Below are 16,184 nucleotides of genomic sequence, written 5' to 3'. Positions count from 1 at the left end.
AGTCCTTATTCACAAAAGTCAAAGTGAATACCACACTTACCAGCTTTTCAAGAATATTTTCATTTCCCCTCTTCCCAAACTGGTAGAACTTGTTATATACTTTAACTGTATTAAGACACATAGTACACTTTATACGGTTGGGAGGGTGGATATGTTTGAGCTTGATTTAAGAAGTCGAAAGCCCATATATGAACAATTAGTCGAGAAATTAAAAGAGTTGATCATTAATGAGGTGTTGAAGCCTGACGAACAATTGCCTTCCGTTCGTGCATTGGCCCAACAGCTGACCATAAATCCAAACACAATCCAAAAAGCTTATAGGGAACTAGAAACTCAAAGGTTTATTTATTCGGTGAAAGGACGGGGTAGCTTTGTTAATCCTTCAAGTCACATTCAAAATGCGGAGAAAATTATGAAAGTAAAGGAAGAGTTGTCTAAACTTTTGTCTGAAGCTCTTTATTTAGGGATTACGCCTGAAGACTTAAAGCAGATGATTGCTGACATCGAGGCATCGGCAGGAGGGAATCAATCTGATGATAGAGATTAAATCATTAAGTAAATCCTTTGAAGGTACTACAATTATTCATGACGTTTCGTTCTCTGTTCAAAAAGGATCGATTTATGGACTGCTCGGATCGAATGGGGCAGGAAAAACGACACTACTCAAAACCATTGCGGGAGTGTTAAAGCCGGATAGCGGGAACGTTCTCTTAAGAGACCAAGCGATCTTTGAGAATATCAAAACGAAAGAAACCCTGTTTTTCATTCCTGATCAACCCTTTTTCTTCGCTCACTATACCTTGAATCAAATGGCAAAATTTTATCAAAACACCTATAGTCGCTGGAATGAACATCAGTATCAATCTCTAACCGGCCTATTTGAGGTAAACCCTCATAAAAAGCTTCATAAATTTTCGAAAGGCGTCCAGCGTCAAGCAGCCTTCATTCTAGGATTATCCACTCAGCCGGATGTGCTCATTCTGGATGAGCCCCTTGATGGATTGGATCCTGTCGTTCGTAAGAAAGTAAAAAGCGTGCTGATCACAGAAGTTGCCAATCGGGAGATGACGATCCTTATTTCCTCTCACAACCTTCGTGAAGTGGAGGATGTTTGTGATCATATCGGAATTTTGCATCAAGGAAGATTTCTATTGGAGAAAGAGCTTGATGATTTGAAATCCGGGATTCATAAAGTTCAGTTGGCCTTTAAAGGCGAAATGCCGCAGAAGCTCTTTACCGAACTTGACCTTCTGCACGAAGAGACCAGGGGAAGCGTATCCCTCTGCATCGTTCGAGGGGATGAACAACAGGTAAGAAGCAAGATCCAACCTTATCATCCAGTTATTTTCGATATGTTACCGTTGACCCTTGAAGAAATTTTTGTTTATGAAATGGAGGACGTCGGATATGCCATCCAAAACATCATGGATCAATAAGGAAGTCATCCTTCAAAGCCTTAGGAATGTTGGATGGGTAGGGATCGTTTATTTTATCGGACTTCTCTTTTCGTTGCCGGTTGACATTATCGGTAAACTTTCCAACGACAATCAACCCTATCCGATTGCCATTTACGAGAACCTGTTTAAAATGCAATACCCGATTCAAATGGGTTTGATGCTGTTCGTTCCGGTCATCTTATCCCTTTTCCTTTTCCGTTATTTACATGTAAAGCAGGCTGCAGACTTCATGCATAGCCTTCCGCTGACACGCAGCAAATTGTTTTATCATTTTACCGTTACAGGAATCGTCATCCTCATCATGCCAATTGTACTGAATACAGCGATTTTACTTTCCTTTTATTCATTTACGGATCTTCAGCAATTCATTGATGTTCAAGACATTTTAGTCTGGTGCGGCATCACGATCCTAATGAACATCCTTCTGTTCACAGCCGCTACCTTTGTGGGCATGATAACGGGACTAACAGCTGTACAGGGAGTAATGACTTACATCCTGCTCCTATTACCGGCTGGAATGTTTATGCTCGTATGCTTTAGCTTGAAAAATCTTTTATATGGATTTCCAGAGGATTATTTTTTCAATATCAAAATCGAACAATATTCCCCTGTCATCAAGGCCGTATATCTTGAGAATAAAATCTTTTCCGGATTAGATGTAACACTGTTCATAGCTATCACTCTCCTACTCTATGTTTTATCGTATGTATTATATAAAACGAGAAAAGTAGAAGCAGCGTCACTTGCTATTGTATTCCCTGTCCTCCGACCCCTATTCAAATATGGAGTCGCATTCTGTTTCATGCTGGTCGGCGGTATGTACTTCAATGGAATCTATCAAGAGACGGGATGGACCTTATTCGGCTATTTCATCGGTTCATTCATAGGCTATTATCTTGCAGAAATGGTTTTACAAAAACATTGGAGAGTGTTCCGTCATTGGAAGGGCTTTGCCGGGTTTGCCGTGTCCATCTCTCTTATCGGTTTATTCATTCAGTTCGATTTATTTCAATATGAAAAGAAGATTCCTGATTTAAAGGGCATAGAAAAGGTCCATATCAGCAACAGCTATTATTCCCTGAGGGACAATCCAGATAGCCTTATCAAGGATCACTTTATAAACGACCCTCAAACCATTAAAGCCGTCCTGAACCTTCATAAGGAAATCGTCAACAATCAGGATCGTACCGTTACAGACGAGGATAGCGAACAGGTCTTCCTTTATTACAAAATGCATAATGGAAGCAAGCTAGTGAGAAACTATCGGATAAATATAGAAGAGATTAAATCACATTATACTGCTTTATATAAAATGAAGAGTTTTAAAGAAACAACAGAAGAAATCTTCTCCGTAGATCCAAACAGTGTAGACAAGCTGTCGATTTATGCTGACATGGGCGGGCGAAAGCAGATATCTATTATCGATACGAAACAGATCAAGGAAGCCATCAATCTATTAAAAGAAGAAACATATAATGGTACATTTGAAGACCGGGACAAAGTAAACCTCTACAACGTCGAATTTCTCCTATCAGAGAATCGATGGATCAATGTTGGAGTGAAAAATAACTATAAGAATTTTGAAACTTGGTTGCAGAACAACGGGTATCTAGATGATATTAAAGTCACTTCATCGGATATTGAGTGGATGTATGTGATCGATCAAAAGAATTACAGGAATCGTCTATATAACGTCATGGACCAACAACAAGCGGCACTTGAGTTAAAGAAGGAAGGTAAAGGGATTGAAATTACGGATTCCAAACACATCGAAGGAATCATGAATGAGTTCGTCTACCATTCCATAACAAACGAATATATGGTCATCATTAAGTATAAAAACCATGGATATGTGGAGATACGTGGATTGGAAGAAAAGGATGCTCCTCCTTTTTTAATAAAGGAAATGAATGATTTAGAATAGAAAGTCGAGGTTAAATCCTATGGACACACTTCAGCTACCCTCATCTCCCCCCTCATTTGAGGAGATGTATGAACAATTTCACAAGCTGATTTATCATATTGCTTATAACTTAACGAAAAACACTTACTTATCACAGGACATCGTCCAGGAAACATTTCTTAAAGCGTACATCAAAATCGATACTTTACTGGATTCGACCAAAACGAAGTCCTGGCTCACTTCTATCGCAAGATGTACAGCAATCGATTTCATCCGAAAAGAATCGAAACGCAATGAAGTCTATATGGAAAATGATGAAGAGGTTCAATCAATACAGGATTATAACCCTCTGGAAATGGAAATTGAAGCACAGTTTCTTAAGTACAGCATCCAGGAAAACATTAAGAGGCTGCCACTTTCTCAGCAGGAAGTCATGTCATTGAAAGTGACACAGGATCTTAGTGATGGGGAGATTGCTTTAAAGCTGAACCTCACTCCTTCCACCGTCAAAACCCGTTTTCACCGGGCAAGAAAGCAGCTGCACTCGATCATTTATGTAGAACATACCGCATAGAAAAAGGAGCCTTGTTGAGAAGGCTCCTTTTGTTGTGGAATTCAGGATTTGAAAATAAATGTTGAAAGTTGAAAACAAATACACTGAAATTGAAAATAAATCCAGTATTTTGAAAACAAATCATCTAAAGTTGAAAATAAATGTTTTTCAACTTTGGACATGACCTCTAAATTTAGAACGCTTCCCCTTCATTTGACTCAAATTATAACACTTTACTTAAAAACGCTTGAGTTCTTTCATGTTTGGGGTTCCCGAAGAGTTCAGACGGTCTGTTTTCTTCCACGATGTACCCTCCGTCCATAAAGATGACACGGTCCCCGACTTCTCTCGCAAACCCCATTTCATGGGTGACCACGACCATGGTCATGCCCTCTTTCGCAAGCTGTTTCATTACCTCCAGCACCTCTCCTACCATTTCTGGATCAAGGGCTGAAGTAGGCTCATCGAACAGCATGATCTCAGGCTCCATGGCCAAGGCCCGTGCAATGGCCACCCGTTGCTTCTGCCCGCCTGATAAGGAGTCCGGGTACACATACGCTTTTTCCCTGAGTCCCACCTTATCAAGTAACTCTAATGCCTTCTTCTCCGCCCTATCCTTTTGCCACTTTCTTACCTTCATCGGTGAGAGCATAATGTTCTGGATCACGGTTTTATGAGGGAAAAGATTAAATTGCTGAAAAACCATTCCCACATCCGTACGTACTTTATTGATATCTGTTTGTTTGGCCGTTATATCCCGGTCTTTAATATAAACATGACCATCGGTAATCGATTCTAAAAGGTTCAAACAACGCAGAAACGTTGATTTTCCTGAACCTGAAGGCCCTATTACTACAACCACTTCTTGCGGTTTGATATTGACGTTAATATCTTTCAATACTTCCAATTCTCCAAAGGATTTCTTAAGGTTCACTGCTTTAATCATTCGGTTGCCATCCTCCGCTCAATATAGTTTAGTAGATACGTAAGAGATAGAGTAAGGATTAAATAGATAATAGCGACTGCTAAATACGGTTCCCATACACGATAATACTGCCCCTGCATGGCACGCCCCCAGTACATAAGCTCAGGAGCTGCGATAACCGCTGCCAGGGAAGAGTCTTTCAGTAACACGATAAACTCATTTCCAAGTGGAGGAATCATCCGCTTAAATGCTTGAGGGATAATGATATGCCTCATCGCCTGGATATTGGTCATCCCCAATGACCTGGCAGCTTCCATCTGCCCCCGGTCAATGGACTGAATACCCCCGCGGAATATTTCGGCGATATATGCCGTGGCATTCAACGATAGTGCCACTAACGCAGACACGGCCGGATTAATCTCCGTCATGATCATTGGCATCACACCAAAATGAATGAGAAGAATCTGTACAAATAATGGAGTACCTCTAAAAAAGTTTATGTACCAAATGAAAGGCGTTCGAACGAGCAGGTAGGGAGAAATCCTGAATATCCCCATCAGCAGTCCGAAGATTAAACCTAAAAAGATAGCTCCCACGGATAAACCGATTGTTAATAATGCTCCCTTTAGAAAAAAAGGCAGGTATTCCCCAATTATGTCCCATCTGAAATCCAGCATATAATAACTCCTTTTGTCTCGGTAGCAGCTTTAGCCACTTTCCTTTTCAATAGTAGTAAATAGACTCATATAAAAGGGGCAGGTGAAGAAGGAAAAATCTTCTTTAAAATCTATAAAGAAGATCTTCCATACCTTTCACTACGCCCCTTGTTCCCTTATTCTGCTTGTTCTAATAAAGCGTCAGTGTTCGGCTCTGTACCAAACCATTCTTTATAAATCTCAGCATATGTTCCATTTTCAATCACTTCTTTTACCGCTTTATCAAATTCAGATTTCAACTCACTGTCTTTCGGAAACATTAAGCCATAAAATTCAGATTCGAAGTTTTCCGGATCTTCTACTGTGTTGAAATTGTCATCCGGATTGTTTTTCACATATTCATTTACAACCGTATTATCGGTTACAACAGCATCTACTTGACCTTGCTTTAATGCCGTAATGGCTACTACATTGTTTTCGTATTTAGAAATATCAGAGCTGTTTTGCCCAACAATCTTCTCTGCTGCCGCCTGACCGGTCGTTCCATTCTGAACCCCGATCTTTAGCCCTTTTAGGTCATCTGCACTCTTGATATCCACACCTTCACCAAACATGATCATGTGTGTGGATTCGAAGTAAGGATTGGAAAAATCAAACGTTTCTTTACGATCATCATTAATCGTGATTCCGGAGATGCCCATATCTACTTCCTTGCCGCCTTGTACTGCTGCAAACAGTGGATCCCATCCAATGTTCTTCACTTCATACTCATATCCGGCTTCTTTCATGACAGCCTCTAAAAAATCGATATCAAATCCGACAATTTCCCCTTTATCCATATACTCAAATGGAGCAAAGGCCGCATCGGTACCCACTACAAGCTTCTCTTTTTTATCTTCGCCTGAGCTCGCTTCTTCGCTTCCGCAGGCAGTCATTATCCCTGCCATCCCTATCATCAATACTAGAAATAATCCTCTTACTTTCTTCTTCATCGTAGTCCCCCTAAAATAGTTTGTATTTTCTAATAATTATAATTATACATATATTTTACTAGAAAACCAATAAATATTATAAGATTACTAGTATTCAGACTAATTCGTATCTACTATTATGGATTTTTTTGCATATTTTTTCGCATATCAAAAGAAGTGCCTTCTCCTCTTTTATATTTATTTGCATAATTAAAGAAGTATTTTATTTATTTGTTTTACCTTTAACATTGACAGTCTCCTCTATAGGTTTCAGAATAAGAGTATAAGCCAAGTTTAAAGGGAGAGTTTATGGATACACATTCGTCCGATTTATATGAATACTTAGTTGATCATGCTTTAGATTTCACTGAAGACTGGTTGAAGTTCCAGAATATTAAATCCGGATCTCACTATTCGCCTGATTCTTCGCCAGAGGTACTCAACAAAATAAAAGAACAAAACTCTAATTATGTGAAGATCATCGCCAAGTGTCTGTTACTTTCTCAAACAGAGTCAAAGGAATTGATTTCTAACTGGACTTCACAAACAGCTGCAGATCGAAGTAAATCCAGTACGACTCTCGATGAGGTTGTTCGTAACTCAGGTGTGTTCAGAAGAGTGTATTGGACGTATGTCGAAAAGTTTGTAGAAGAATCGAACGTAAACATCCAGTTGAAAGAAGTATTTGAGTGGGAACGAAAGATCAACTTCGCATTGGATTATGTGCTGGAAACATTTACTTCCACGTTCCTGAATATATTAATGGATCGACTACAAGCACAGTCTACCCTGATTAAGGAATTAAGTACTCCGGTCATTTCTTTAACTTCAGAGGTAGGACTTCTGCCTATCATCGGAGATATTGATACGACGCGCGCCCGTACGATATTAGAATCAACCCTTCAACAAAGTGCCGATGCCCATTTATCCATGTTGATCATTGACTTATCAGGTGTGGTATTGGTTGATACCATGGTCGCTCAGCAAATCTTCCACCTTATCGACGCCTTAAATCTACTTGGAGTAAAATCCGTCATCACCGGCATCCGTCCCGAGGTAGCTCAGACAGCCATTCATCTTGGATTAGATTTCTCTACCATTCACACTAAAAATTCTCTTGAACGGATTATTGCCGAAGTGATTCAGGAAAATAGCGAATTCTTGCAAGTTTAGAAAGGTAATAAATAAAACGCTCTTTCTTTAAAGTTTGTGGCTATTGTAGAGAAGAAAGTAATAGTTGATTTCCGCTCCAGGATGCTCGCTTTCCGCGGGGGCTGGCGGTGAGCCTCCTCGGCTGCGCCTCCGGGGCCTCACCTGTCCAGCTCCAGCGGCTAGCCCCTCGAGGTCATAAGCTAAATGGTCCAAGAAGGCAAAGAACGCCTTCCCGGTCCATTCATCTTATGCTTGTCGGGGCTGAGCAAGCCGCCTCCGCATTTCGGACTGTCCAGCTATTCCCGCAGGAGTCGATCATCCTTCCGCTCCAATCAACTTTCTGAGCATGTATCCTTAATGAAAATCAATATAAGTAAGAACTTTAGAAAACAACCTTATTTAAGGGTAGAGATTGTTTTCCCTTTTCTGAAAGAAGAATTGTTTTTTCTAGTTACATGGTCTTCTTGCGCAAGTTGAAGCTCTGTCACAAATATTCTGTTAAAGATGGTGAGGGGAACTGCGCAGACTCCGGCGGATTTTGGGCTTAGCCGAGACCCCGTTCGGCTAAGCTGAGGAGGCTTGGCCGAACGCTAGCTGCAAGCGGAGCAGTTCCCCCTCACCATCCAGCACACACTAATTGACAGAGCCTTGCAGAACGCATGGTAAAAAGAAACAATTTTTGGGAAAAGAGCCAAATAAAAAGACTGATTCTAAAAGGGGAATGCCCTTCGAATCAGTCTTTTTCCTTATGAATAATGATGAGAAGCTTTATAGCTGGCTTTCACCATGTACTCTTGCTGAAGCAGTTTCACTTCGAATAGAGTGATCGGATCGAAATATCGTTCCGGATCGGCTTTCATTTTCTTTAGTGTTTCTTCGTCTGATGCAATATCTGTTTCTGTATCTTTAATCGTGATTTCCAGTTGATTAAATGGCTCAGCGAAGAAAGAGTGAACATCCTGCTGCAGTGATTTTTCGAACAAATCAAACTGAAGGAAGAATTTATTAACAACAGATGCCGTGATATCCTGATAATCTTCGTTCTCTAAATAGCGTTTATATTGGTTGTAGAGTAAGGACTTATTCTGAGGTAAAACACCTAACAGCTTCCCTGCACTCTTTAATAAGAACTGTGCCGGTTTAAATCGCAATAAGATATTCTCTTTATCAATCTGCGCTCTCGTTCCCATTCGGCTTACATCCCGACGCCAGTCGTCTATTACTTGAAAATCACATTGTAAAACGACTTTATCCTTACCGAATAGCTCGTTGAAGGTTTCACTCATTTCATTCAAATAATTCTGGCTGTCTTGAAGCTCCTCTTTCGAGAAGGCAAGCCACTCCTCAAGGGATTTGACATAACGAGGCATGAGATCTTCTTGTATATAGGCTTGAATACGGGTATTCATGGCTTCATTCAATTCCGTATGAATCTGTCTGAAATCACTTTCTTCACTGATCAGATCAGAGCAGCCACTAAGGATACCAGGGATCTTCTCAGAGATTTCCTTTTTCATGGCTTCTTTCTTTTGATAGAAGGAATCCTTAATGACGGAGACTTTATCGCCTTGCATGTCACCCAGGTAGTTTTCAAAGCCATTCAAACGCGACAGGATATCTTCATTCTTCTCGATTGTATCTTTCAACTCATTTTCACGATTCTTACGCTTTGAGTAAAGATCTCTTAATGTTTTTCTGACTAGATAAAATAGTTTGGCCCCACGTTCCGCTTTGAGCGCATTTCCATTCACCCTATACTGTTCCTTTAGAAATGCCTGAACATCCTGTCGTTGCAGATGAACGGCTTCCAGGGATGAATACGGTAATACCTCTGCGTCCGGGAACCATTCCCGGGCTTTGTTTCGGGCTGATTCGATGATCTCTTCTGTACGGTCAGAATGAGATACTTTGTCCATCTTATTTAATAAGAAATGAACGTTCACAGGCTGGCCGATTTCCGTTAATTTTCTTAAGGTTTGTCTGTCCTCTGCATTAAACGGGGCATCAGCATTCAATACATACAGTAATCCATCAGCTACAGGATAAAAGGCTGTCAGATCATCAAGATGCCTTTTGCCTGTTTGAACGTCAATGATGGCACTTCTATTTTTCTTAAGAAACTCAGACGGAAGCCTATATTCTACAAATGCTTCTCTTTGCATCAGTTCTTCAAAATCAGCGATGCTCTCTACTTTGTGAACTCCATGATCGTGAATCTCCTTTACTTCTACCTGCTGATCATGATAACTATAAATGATGGTGGAGTCTTCAGCCTCACCGACGCTCTCACCTAAAACGGATTGAACGAAGGAAGACTTTCCGCTTGAGCCACTCCCTGCGATTAATAAGTGGTGTTCACTCAGATCCATTAACTGCTCCGCAATCCATTTAGTTTTGTACCCTACAGGAGCTTCATTTCGTTCTGACCAATCAATAATTTTATTTAAGAAAAGGATAATGTCTTCAAAGCGTGCTTGATAGGAGTCCCCTTCCAGCAGGATCGTTTCCGCCTCTTCCGTCACCATCGGTTCAATGCTGTACGAGAATACATCGTTCCAGGCTAAAACGGCAGCTGCCGGGAAAAGTGGTTGATGATCCCTGCTCACTTTGAGCCAATTGCTCAGCATGCTTGGCATAAAATTTTCCAGGTCTTTCACTAAGTAGTTGCCTTCAAGGAATCCTACGTATGCTTCCTGGAATTGGGATAGGATGTCCTCCCATGATTCGTTGGGGAGTATTTCCACATATTCAAAGATTGTATTTACCGTCAGCATCCATTCAATATGGGCGACCGGATTGCTTCTGTAGCTTGTCCATAGAGAAGTCACGAGACCTTTGAATTGTTTACGATCCTTTTCATAAACCGCAATCAATAAATCGTAGAAATAGGTAGGCGCAAAGGAGGTCGTGTAACCTTGATCACCATATTCCCTCAGAATCATGAACCAAGCGGGATCCTGGGTCCGGATCGATTCCTGAACCGCCAGTTCCACGGCTTTATTCCAGTCCTCTTGTTCTTCATAAAAAGTCCGGGCGAGTTCAGTTACGTTAGGATAGTCCGGATCAATCGTCAATGCTTTCTCAATCGTACGATAGGCTGACTTGATCTTGTTCCGTTCGATATAAAGGGAGAATAGCTGAAGGGAAACTTCCAACGTTAAAATCGTGCTTTCCGATTGGATAGCTGTATATACATCCTCCGCTGAAGATAACATCCCCAGCTCATAGTAAGAATCCGCGATATTCTTCTTTGCCCAAGGTTCTAATTCGTTCTGTATGCTTTCCCATTTGAATATAGCCGCTTCATAGTCCTTGCTATGAAAATAGACCTCACCCTGAGCATAGCGAATGAACGTTAAATCATACGGTTCATTTTGCTGCTCTTCTACAAAAGCTTGACCAAGAACTTCAATTGGATGACGGTTCGTGTCATAGTCTACTAAAAAAGTTCCATAGAATGACTTTTCCATTAGTAATTTTTCTTCTGTCATAATGTCCTCCGTTATATGTGGATCTCCTTATTAAAGAAACCTCACAGACTAGTCTATTTCTATCATTCTAACAGAATTTCATTGGGATAAAATTTCATTTCCTTTTCAATTTCCGATTGATACTTTCTGCCGTGATTCATAGGAATCACATCCATTACAGAAGAAAGGACTATCCGTTACTAAAGGCGGCAAACACCTTCAAAAACAGATAGTCCTTTCTACTTACCACCAATATTCAGTCATCAAACTACGCTGATGTCTGGTGAACAAACTTTTTTTGTTTGCGCCCTTCCAGTATCGCTACGACTAAAGCAATGAGCAAGAATAGGCTTGATATCTGGAATAAGACACCCGTCTCAACATATTGAGCCAGCACTCCGAATACTAATCCGCTTAAGCCGATCCCAAGATCAATGGAGGAGAAAAACATACCATTTGCCACTCCCCTTCTATTGTCCGGGGTTAACGACAGTGTCCAGGATTGGAGTGTTGGAATAAGTGAACCAAACCCAACTCCAAACAAAATACCTGATACGACGATTAGGAAATCTGAATGAGCATAGGATAATACCCACATGCCGATAAAGGTAATCACGATACAAAAGAGCACAAGACCTTTAGGTCCACGTTCATCGAACCATTTCCCGGCGATCGGTCTTGATAGGGAAGCCATGATCGCATTACATAAATAGAATAAAAAGATATGCTGTATTCCACGCTCTTCTCCAAAGATGACGATAAACGTTACGATCGATCCGTATCCAAAGGTCACCATAATTGTAATAAACGCAGGGAACCAGCTGGATTTTTCAACTAAAGAGCCAAGATATGAGAACTTCAGGTCTTCCTTTTTCGTTTCTTTGACGACTTGAGGTGTTCGGTAATGAACGATTCCTAACAAAATAATCGCGATGACACCCAGAGCACTGGAAGTTATGATCAGATTCGTAAACGTCGTTACCTGGAATAAATAAATTCCGAGACTCGGAGCTATGATCATTCCAATCGTAATCGACAATCCGTAATACCCCATCCCTTCACCCAGACGGGATTTCGGTACCACATCCACTGCTGCCGTCCCATTAACCGTTGTAGACCATCCCCACGCCAATCCGTGTACAAACCTGAATAAAAGAAAGATGAAGACCACACTGGACAATGGATAAATAACCGTTATCAATAATAACGAGATCCCTCCTATTAAAACGAGAGGTTTCCTGTCTCTATATTCCAACATAAATCCAATAAAAGGCCGACTTAAAACAGCACCTATGGAAAATAACGTCGTTACTAATCCAATTTCCAAACCTGAAGCCCCTATCGACTTTATATAAGGAGGAAGTGTCGGAATCAGCATCTGAAATGACATAAACACAAACAAGTTTCCTACCATTAACATAATAAAAGACCTCGTCCATAAAGGATCCTTTACCTTATCCATAAGAAAACCTCCTTCCACCATCTATCAATAATCCTCACAATACATTCAGGAGGATAATATTTCGGATTACTAAATAATAGCACATAAAACACAATTGCGATACGTTTATAATCGATGAAAACATGCTAGTTTTTTACAAATATTGCGAAGTGGAAATTGAAGGATTTTATGATTGAATTCAAGTATTTAAAGGGATAGTAGTACTAACTGTTTTTTTGGCTCATTCCGGGTAGAGAAGAAGAGCCGATAGAGCAAATTCATTTGCTCCTCCCCCGGCCTTTCAGCGCACGCTGAAAGGCGAGTGAAACGTTCGTTTCACTCGAATGAGCCAAAAAAACAAATGCAGAATACCCCTCCCTCCACATACCATGATTCTTGGAAGAACCAACTAATTCCCAACCTTTTATTGAAAACACAAAGAATTATACTATAATAACAACATGGCTTAAATTTCTGAATAATCATATTTGTACGCCTACTCATACATAATTATTTTATATTTTTTATAATCATACAATCACGAATGGAGGTAGTTCTTTGAATTTTACGTTACGACCATTGGGCGATCATGCCGTCGTTATACAATTAGGAGATTCAATTCAGCAAGAAACACACGAAAAGGTTAAAGTCGTCACCGCCTTTTTTGAAACCCGGAAAATCGACTGGCTAGTTGAATACATACCCGCATTTACAACCGTCACACTTTATTACGACCCAATCAAAATCATAGAATCTCAAAAACCTTTTCAGAGTACATTACCGTACACAATTGTCTGTTCAGAAATTGAACATATGCTTTCCCAACTTACAATCAGTGAACAATCAGATTCCCGAATCATCGACATTCCCGTCTGCTACGGTAGAGAATTCGGACCGGACCTTGAAGAAGTCGCGAACCACAATCACATGTCTACCGAAGAAGTCATCGCGAAACATTCCAATGGTGACTACCTCGTATACATGATTGGATTCGCCCCGGGATTCCCTTATATCGGAGGCATGTCCCCGGATATTGCGACACCGAGAAGAGAATCCCCCCGCCTCAAGATCCCGGCTGGCTCAGTTGGGATTGCCGGAAAACAAACAGGCGTTTACCCGATTGAAACACCTGGAGGGTGGCAGCTGATTGGCCGAACCCCCTTAAAATTATTCAAACCAAATAACGGCGACTCACCAAGCTTACTAAAAGCAGGTGATCGAATTCGTTTTACCCCCATTTCATTTGAAGAATATAAAGCATTGGAGGAGGAACAATGATTAATGTAATGAAATCGGGCCTCCTTTCAACGATTCAGGACCTTGGAAGGTATGGCTATCAAAAATATGGCGTCATCGTGAGTGGAAGTATGGATCCACTTGCCCATAAAATCTCTAACCTGCTGGTAGGGAATGATGAGAACGAGGCCACTCTTGAAATGACACTTATGGGTCCAATGCTTGAGTTCCAGGAAACCTCCCTCATTTCGATTTGTGGAGGAGACTTATCTCCAACCATAGACGGGAAGCCGGTTCCTTTAAGGAGATCACTATTGATCAAAGCTGGAAGCGTTCTTAAATTCGGGGCATGCAAAAGCGGCTGCCGCAGTTACCTTGCGATTGCAGGTGGATTCAATGTAGCAACCGTCATGAACAGCAAATCAACTTACGTAAGAGCCGGGATTGGAGGATTGAATGGTCGTTCCTTAAAAGAAGGTGACAACCTGAAAGCCGGGACGCTTTCGAAGGAATCTGAAAATATGATCGACTATTTACTTCCCTATTTAGAGGACAATGATTTCACGGAAATTGATTGGTCGATTTCTTCTGAATTCATCTCGGCTTATCAACAGAAGAAAATCATTCGAGTGATGACCGGGGCCGAGTACGATTTATTTTCAGCAGAAAGCCGGGAACACTTTTTCAATGAACCCTTTAAAGTGTCTGCTCAATCAGATCGCATGGGCTACCGTCTGGAAGGTCCGTCCCTCCATCTCGAGAAGGATTTTGATATGATTTCAGAAGCGGTTGCCTTTGGAACCATTCAGGTTCCTTCGAATGGGAAGCCTATTGTTCTGTTAGCGGACCGGCAAACGACGGGAGGCTATCCAAGAATCGGTCAAATCGCATCAGTGGATCTTCCACTGATTGCACAGGCAAAGCCTGGAGAAGAGTTGACCTTTACGATGATTTCTCATGAAAAAGCACAGGAACTCTACATAGATCGCGAACGACAACTTAGGCATTTAAAACAAGGAATTTCCTTGAAATTCAACTAAGCAGCTATTCACATGACAGCAAAGGAGCGAACTTATTGAAGAAAAAATCAAATTTCAGCGTATTGTTAGGGGCTGCGTTCTTAATGGCCACATCCGCCATCGGACCAGGCTTCCTGACTCAAACAACCGTATTTACTCAAACCTTGGCGGCAAGCTTTGGTTTCGTCATCCTTGTTTCAATTCTCATTGATATTGGTGCCCAGCTTAATATATGGCGCATCATAGCCATTTCTGAAAAAAGGGCTCAGGATATTGCCAACGATGTCTTGCCGGGATTAGGCTACTTTCTTGCCATCCTAATTGTGCTGGGCGGATTGGCCTTTAACATTGGAAATATTGCGGGAGCTGGATTGGGTACGAATGTCCTGTTTGGTATTTCCCCTGAAATGGGCGCATTATTCAGTGGAATTGTCGCTGTAGGAATCTTCCTGGTGAAAGAAGCCGGTAGATTAATGGACAAGTTCGCCCAGATCCTCGGGTTACTCATGATTATCCTTACGGTATACGTGATGTTTACAGCAAATCCTCCTGTAGGAGAAGCCGTTACGAAAACATTCGCCCCAGACACCATTGATTTCCTGGCCATCATTACGCTGGTAGGCGGAACCGTTGGTGGATATATCACATTCGCCGGTGGTCACCGGTTATTAGAAGCCGGAATAACAGGGAAACAGGCAATTCCTGAGATCACGAAAAGCTCAGTATCTGCCATCGGTATCGCGTCCATCATGCGAATCTTCCTTTTCCTTGCTGCTTTAGGGATTGTGTCACAAGGTCTGCAATTGGACCCTTCCAACCCGCCAGCCTCCGTATTCCAACTGGCTGCAGGAGATATAGGTTACAAGATGTTCGGGATCGTCATGTGGTCCGCTGCTGTTTCATCCGTTGTGGGCGCTGCCTATACATCAGTGTCCTTCATTCGGACGTTCAGCCCGCTTCTCGAGAAATATCATAAGTGGCTAATCGTTGGATTCATTACCGTTTCAACACTAGTATTCGTCCTTGTAGGTAAGCCTGTCGCGATTTTAATCCTTGTTGGTGCACTTAACGGATTGATTTTGCCCATAGCATTAGGTGTTATGCTTATCGCCGCTCATAAAACCAAAATCGTCGGTGATTACAAGCACCCGATCTGGATGACCATTTTCGGGGCCCTCATTGTCGTGGCCATGTCTTACATGGGTGTATACTCGTTAATCAAGGGCATTCCTCAATTGTTTAGTTAAATGTAGAAGACGGACCTCAATTCCATAATGGATCGAGGTCCGTCTTGTTTAGGGATATGATGTAGTAGTCTAGTTTGGTACTTGGAACCCAAATACATACATACCGAAAAAGATGATACAAGAAACAAACCGTCCCTCTACTCTTCAAAATTGA

13 protein-coding genes are annotated in these 16,184 nt (G+C 41.4%); 8 read left to right on the top strand and 5 right to left on the bottom strand.

All coding sequences use genetic code 11. The annotated features are described in order from the left end of the window. Positions 1-151: 151 nt before the first annotated feature. From AAEM60_RS02080 to AAEM60_RS02065, 4 genes are all read left to right on the top strand, one after another. The gene (locus AAEM60_RS02080) at positions 152-547 is read left to right on the top strand and encodes a GntR family transcriptional regulator (RefSeq protein WP_299741366.1); all 396 of its coding nucleotides are present in this window, start codon (positions 152-154) and stop codon (positions 545-547) included. After that, positions 534-1,436: an ABC transporter ATP-binding protein gene (locus tag AAEM60_RS02075; RefSeq protein ID WP_299741365.1), complete on the top strand. Its 903-nt coding sequence runs from the start codon at positions 534-536 to the stop codon at positions 1,434-1,436. Before AAEM60_RS02080 ends, AAEM60_RS02075 begins: the two co-directional genes overlap by 14 nt. Beyond that, the gene (locus AAEM60_RS02070; RefSeq protein WP_299741364.1) at positions 1,408-3,381 is read left to right on the top strand and encodes a DUF6449 domain-containing protein; all 1,974 of its coding nucleotides are present in this window, start codon (positions 1,408-1,410) and stop codon (positions 3,379-3,381) included. The genes AAEM60_RS02075 and AAEM60_RS02070 overlap by 29 nt, the downstream gene beginning before the upstream one ends. 64 nt (positions 3,382-3,445) lie before the next feature. After that, positions 3,446-3,934, top strand: coding sequence for an RNA polymerase sigma factor (locus AAEM60_RS02065; protein WP_299741363.1), 489 nt, complete (start codon positions 3,446-3,448; stop codon positions 3,932-3,934). A gap of 202 nt (positions 3,935-4,136) precedes the next feature. Here AAEM60_RS02065 and AAEM60_RS02060 read toward each other — a convergent pair whose 3' ends face one another. From AAEM60_RS02060 to AAEM60_RS02050, 3 genes are all read right to left on the bottom strand, one after another. Beyond that, entirely contained in the window at positions 4,137-4,859 is a 723-nt protein-coding gene (locus AAEM60_RS02060) for an amino acid ABC transporter ATP-binding protein (RefSeq protein WP_299741362.1), read from the bottom strand. Then, on the bottom strand, positions 4,856-5,512 hold the full coding sequence (locus AAEM60_RS02055) for an amino acid ABC transporter permease (RefSeq protein ID WP_044339227.1): 657 nt from the start codon (positions 5,510-5,512) through the stop codon (positions 4,856-4,858). Before AAEM60_RS02055 ends, AAEM60_RS02060 begins: the two co-directional genes overlap by 4 nt. A 158-nt stretch (positions 5,513-5,670) precedes the next feature. Beyond that, positions 5,671-6,441, bottom strand: a complete 771-nt coding sequence (locus tag AAEM60_RS02050; protein WP_299742602.1) for a basic amino acid ABC transporter substrate-binding protein — start codon at positions 6,439-6,441, stop codon at positions 5,671-5,673. Positions 6,442-6,774: 333 nt separating this feature from the next. Between AAEM60_RS02050 and AAEM60_RS02045 the strand changes: the two genes are divergently transcribed. Beyond that, a complete protein-coding gene (locus AAEM60_RS02045) occupies positions 6,775-7,638 on the top strand; it encodes an STAS domain-containing protein (RefSeq protein ID WP_299741361.1) in 864 nt (287 codons plus the stop codon). A 725-nt stretch (positions 7,639-8,363) separates the two neighbouring features. Here AAEM60_RS02045 and AAEM60_RS02040 read toward each other — a convergent pair. Together AAEM60_RS02040 and AAEM60_RS02035 are read right to left on the bottom strand one after the other, a co-directional pair. Beyond that, the gene (locus tag AAEM60_RS02040; RefSeq protein ID WP_299741360.1) at positions 8,364-11,108 is read right to left on the bottom strand and encodes a GTP-binding protein; all 2,745 of its coding nucleotides are present in this window, start codon (positions 11,106-11,108) and stop codon (positions 8,364-8,366) included. A gap of 247 nt (positions 11,109-11,355) precedes the next feature. After that, on the bottom strand, positions 11,356-12,549 hold the full coding sequence (locus AAEM60_RS02035) for an MFS transporter (protein WP_299741359.1): 1,194 nt from the start codon (positions 12,547-12,549) through the stop codon (positions 11,356-11,358). 537 nt (positions 12,550-13,086) lie between these two features. On the opposite strand from AAEM60_RS02035, the gene pxpB reads away from it, so the two are divergent. The 3 genes from pxpB (at position 13,087) to AAEM60_RS02020 (ending at position 16,030) form a co-directional block, all read left to right on the top strand. Continuing rightward, the gene (gene pxpB / locus AAEM60_RS02030; protein ID WP_299741358.1) at positions 13,087-13,806 is read left to right on the top strand and encodes a 5-oxoprolinase subunit PxpB; all 720 of its coding nucleotides are present in this window, start codon (positions 13,087-13,089) and stop codon (positions 13,804-13,806) included. Beyond that, on the top strand, positions 13,803-14,804 hold the full coding sequence (locus tag AAEM60_RS02025) for a biotin-dependent carboxyltransferase family protein (RefSeq protein WP_299741357.1): 1,002 nt from the start codon (positions 13,803-13,805) through the stop codon (positions 14,802-14,804). Before pxpB ends, AAEM60_RS02025 begins: the two co-directional genes overlap by 4 nt. Before the next feature lie 83 nt (positions 14,805-14,887). Further along, entirely contained in the window at positions 14,888-16,030 is a 1,143-nt protein-coding gene (locus AAEM60_RS02020) for an NRAMP family divalent metal transporter (RefSeq protein WP_299742599.1), read from the top strand. The last annotated feature ends 154 nt before the right edge of the window (positions 16,031-16,184 follow it).

It is taken from the genome of Rossellomorea sp. y25 (assembly GCF_038049935.1).
In the GTDB taxonomy this organism is placed as follows: Bacteria; Bacillota; Bacilli; order Bacillales; family Bacillaceae_B; genus Rossellomorea.
This window is presented reverse-complemented; position numbering and strand designations above follow the sequence as displayed.

Excerpts from the sequence above, each read along its gene's own strand:
- AAEM60_RS02080 (WP_299741366.1), top strand. The coding sequence starts at position 152 with ATGTTTGAGCTTGATTTAAGAAGTCGAAAGCCCATATATGAACAATTA.
- AAEM60_RS02075 (WP_299741365.1), top strand. The coding sequence starts at position 534 with ATGATAGAGATTAAATCATTAAGTAAATCCTTTGAAGGTACTACAATT.
- AAEM60_RS02070 (WP_299741364.1), top strand. The coding sequence starts at position 1,408 with ATGCCATCCAAAACATCATGGATCAATAAGGAAGTCATCCTTCAAAGC.
- AAEM60_RS02065 (WP_299741363.1), top strand. The coding sequence starts at position 3,446 with ATGTATGAACAATTTCACAAGCTGATTTATCATATTGCTTATAACTTA.
- AAEM60_RS02060 (WP_299741362.1), bottom strand. The coding sequence starts at position 4,859 with ATGATTAAAGCAGTGAACCTTAAGAAATCCTTTGGAGAATTGGAAGTA.
- AAEM60_RS02050 (WP_299742602.1), bottom strand. The coding sequence starts at position 6,441 with ATGGCAGGGATAATGACTGCCTGCGGAAGCGAAGAAGCGAGCTCAGGC.
- AAEM60_RS02045 (WP_299741361.1), top strand. The coding sequence starts at position 6,775 with ATGGATACACATTCGTCCGATTTATATGAATACTTAGTTGATCATGCT.
- AAEM60_RS02040 (WP_299741360.1), bottom strand. The coding sequence starts at position 11,108 with ATGACAGAAGAAAAATTACTAATGGAAAAGTCATTCTATGGAACTTTT.
- AAEM60_RS02035 (WP_299741359.1), bottom strand. The coding sequence starts at position 12,549 with ATGGATAAGGTAAAGGATCCTTTATGGACGAGGTCTTTTATTATGTTA.
- AAEM60_RS02025 (WP_299741357.1), top strand. The coding sequence starts at position 13,803 with ATGATTAATGTAATGAAATCGGGCCTCCTTTCAACGATTCAGGACCTT.
- AAEM60_RS02020 (WP_299742599.1), top strand. The coding sequence starts at position 14,888 with ATGGCCACATCCGCCATCGGACCAGGCTTCCTGACTCAAACAACCGTA.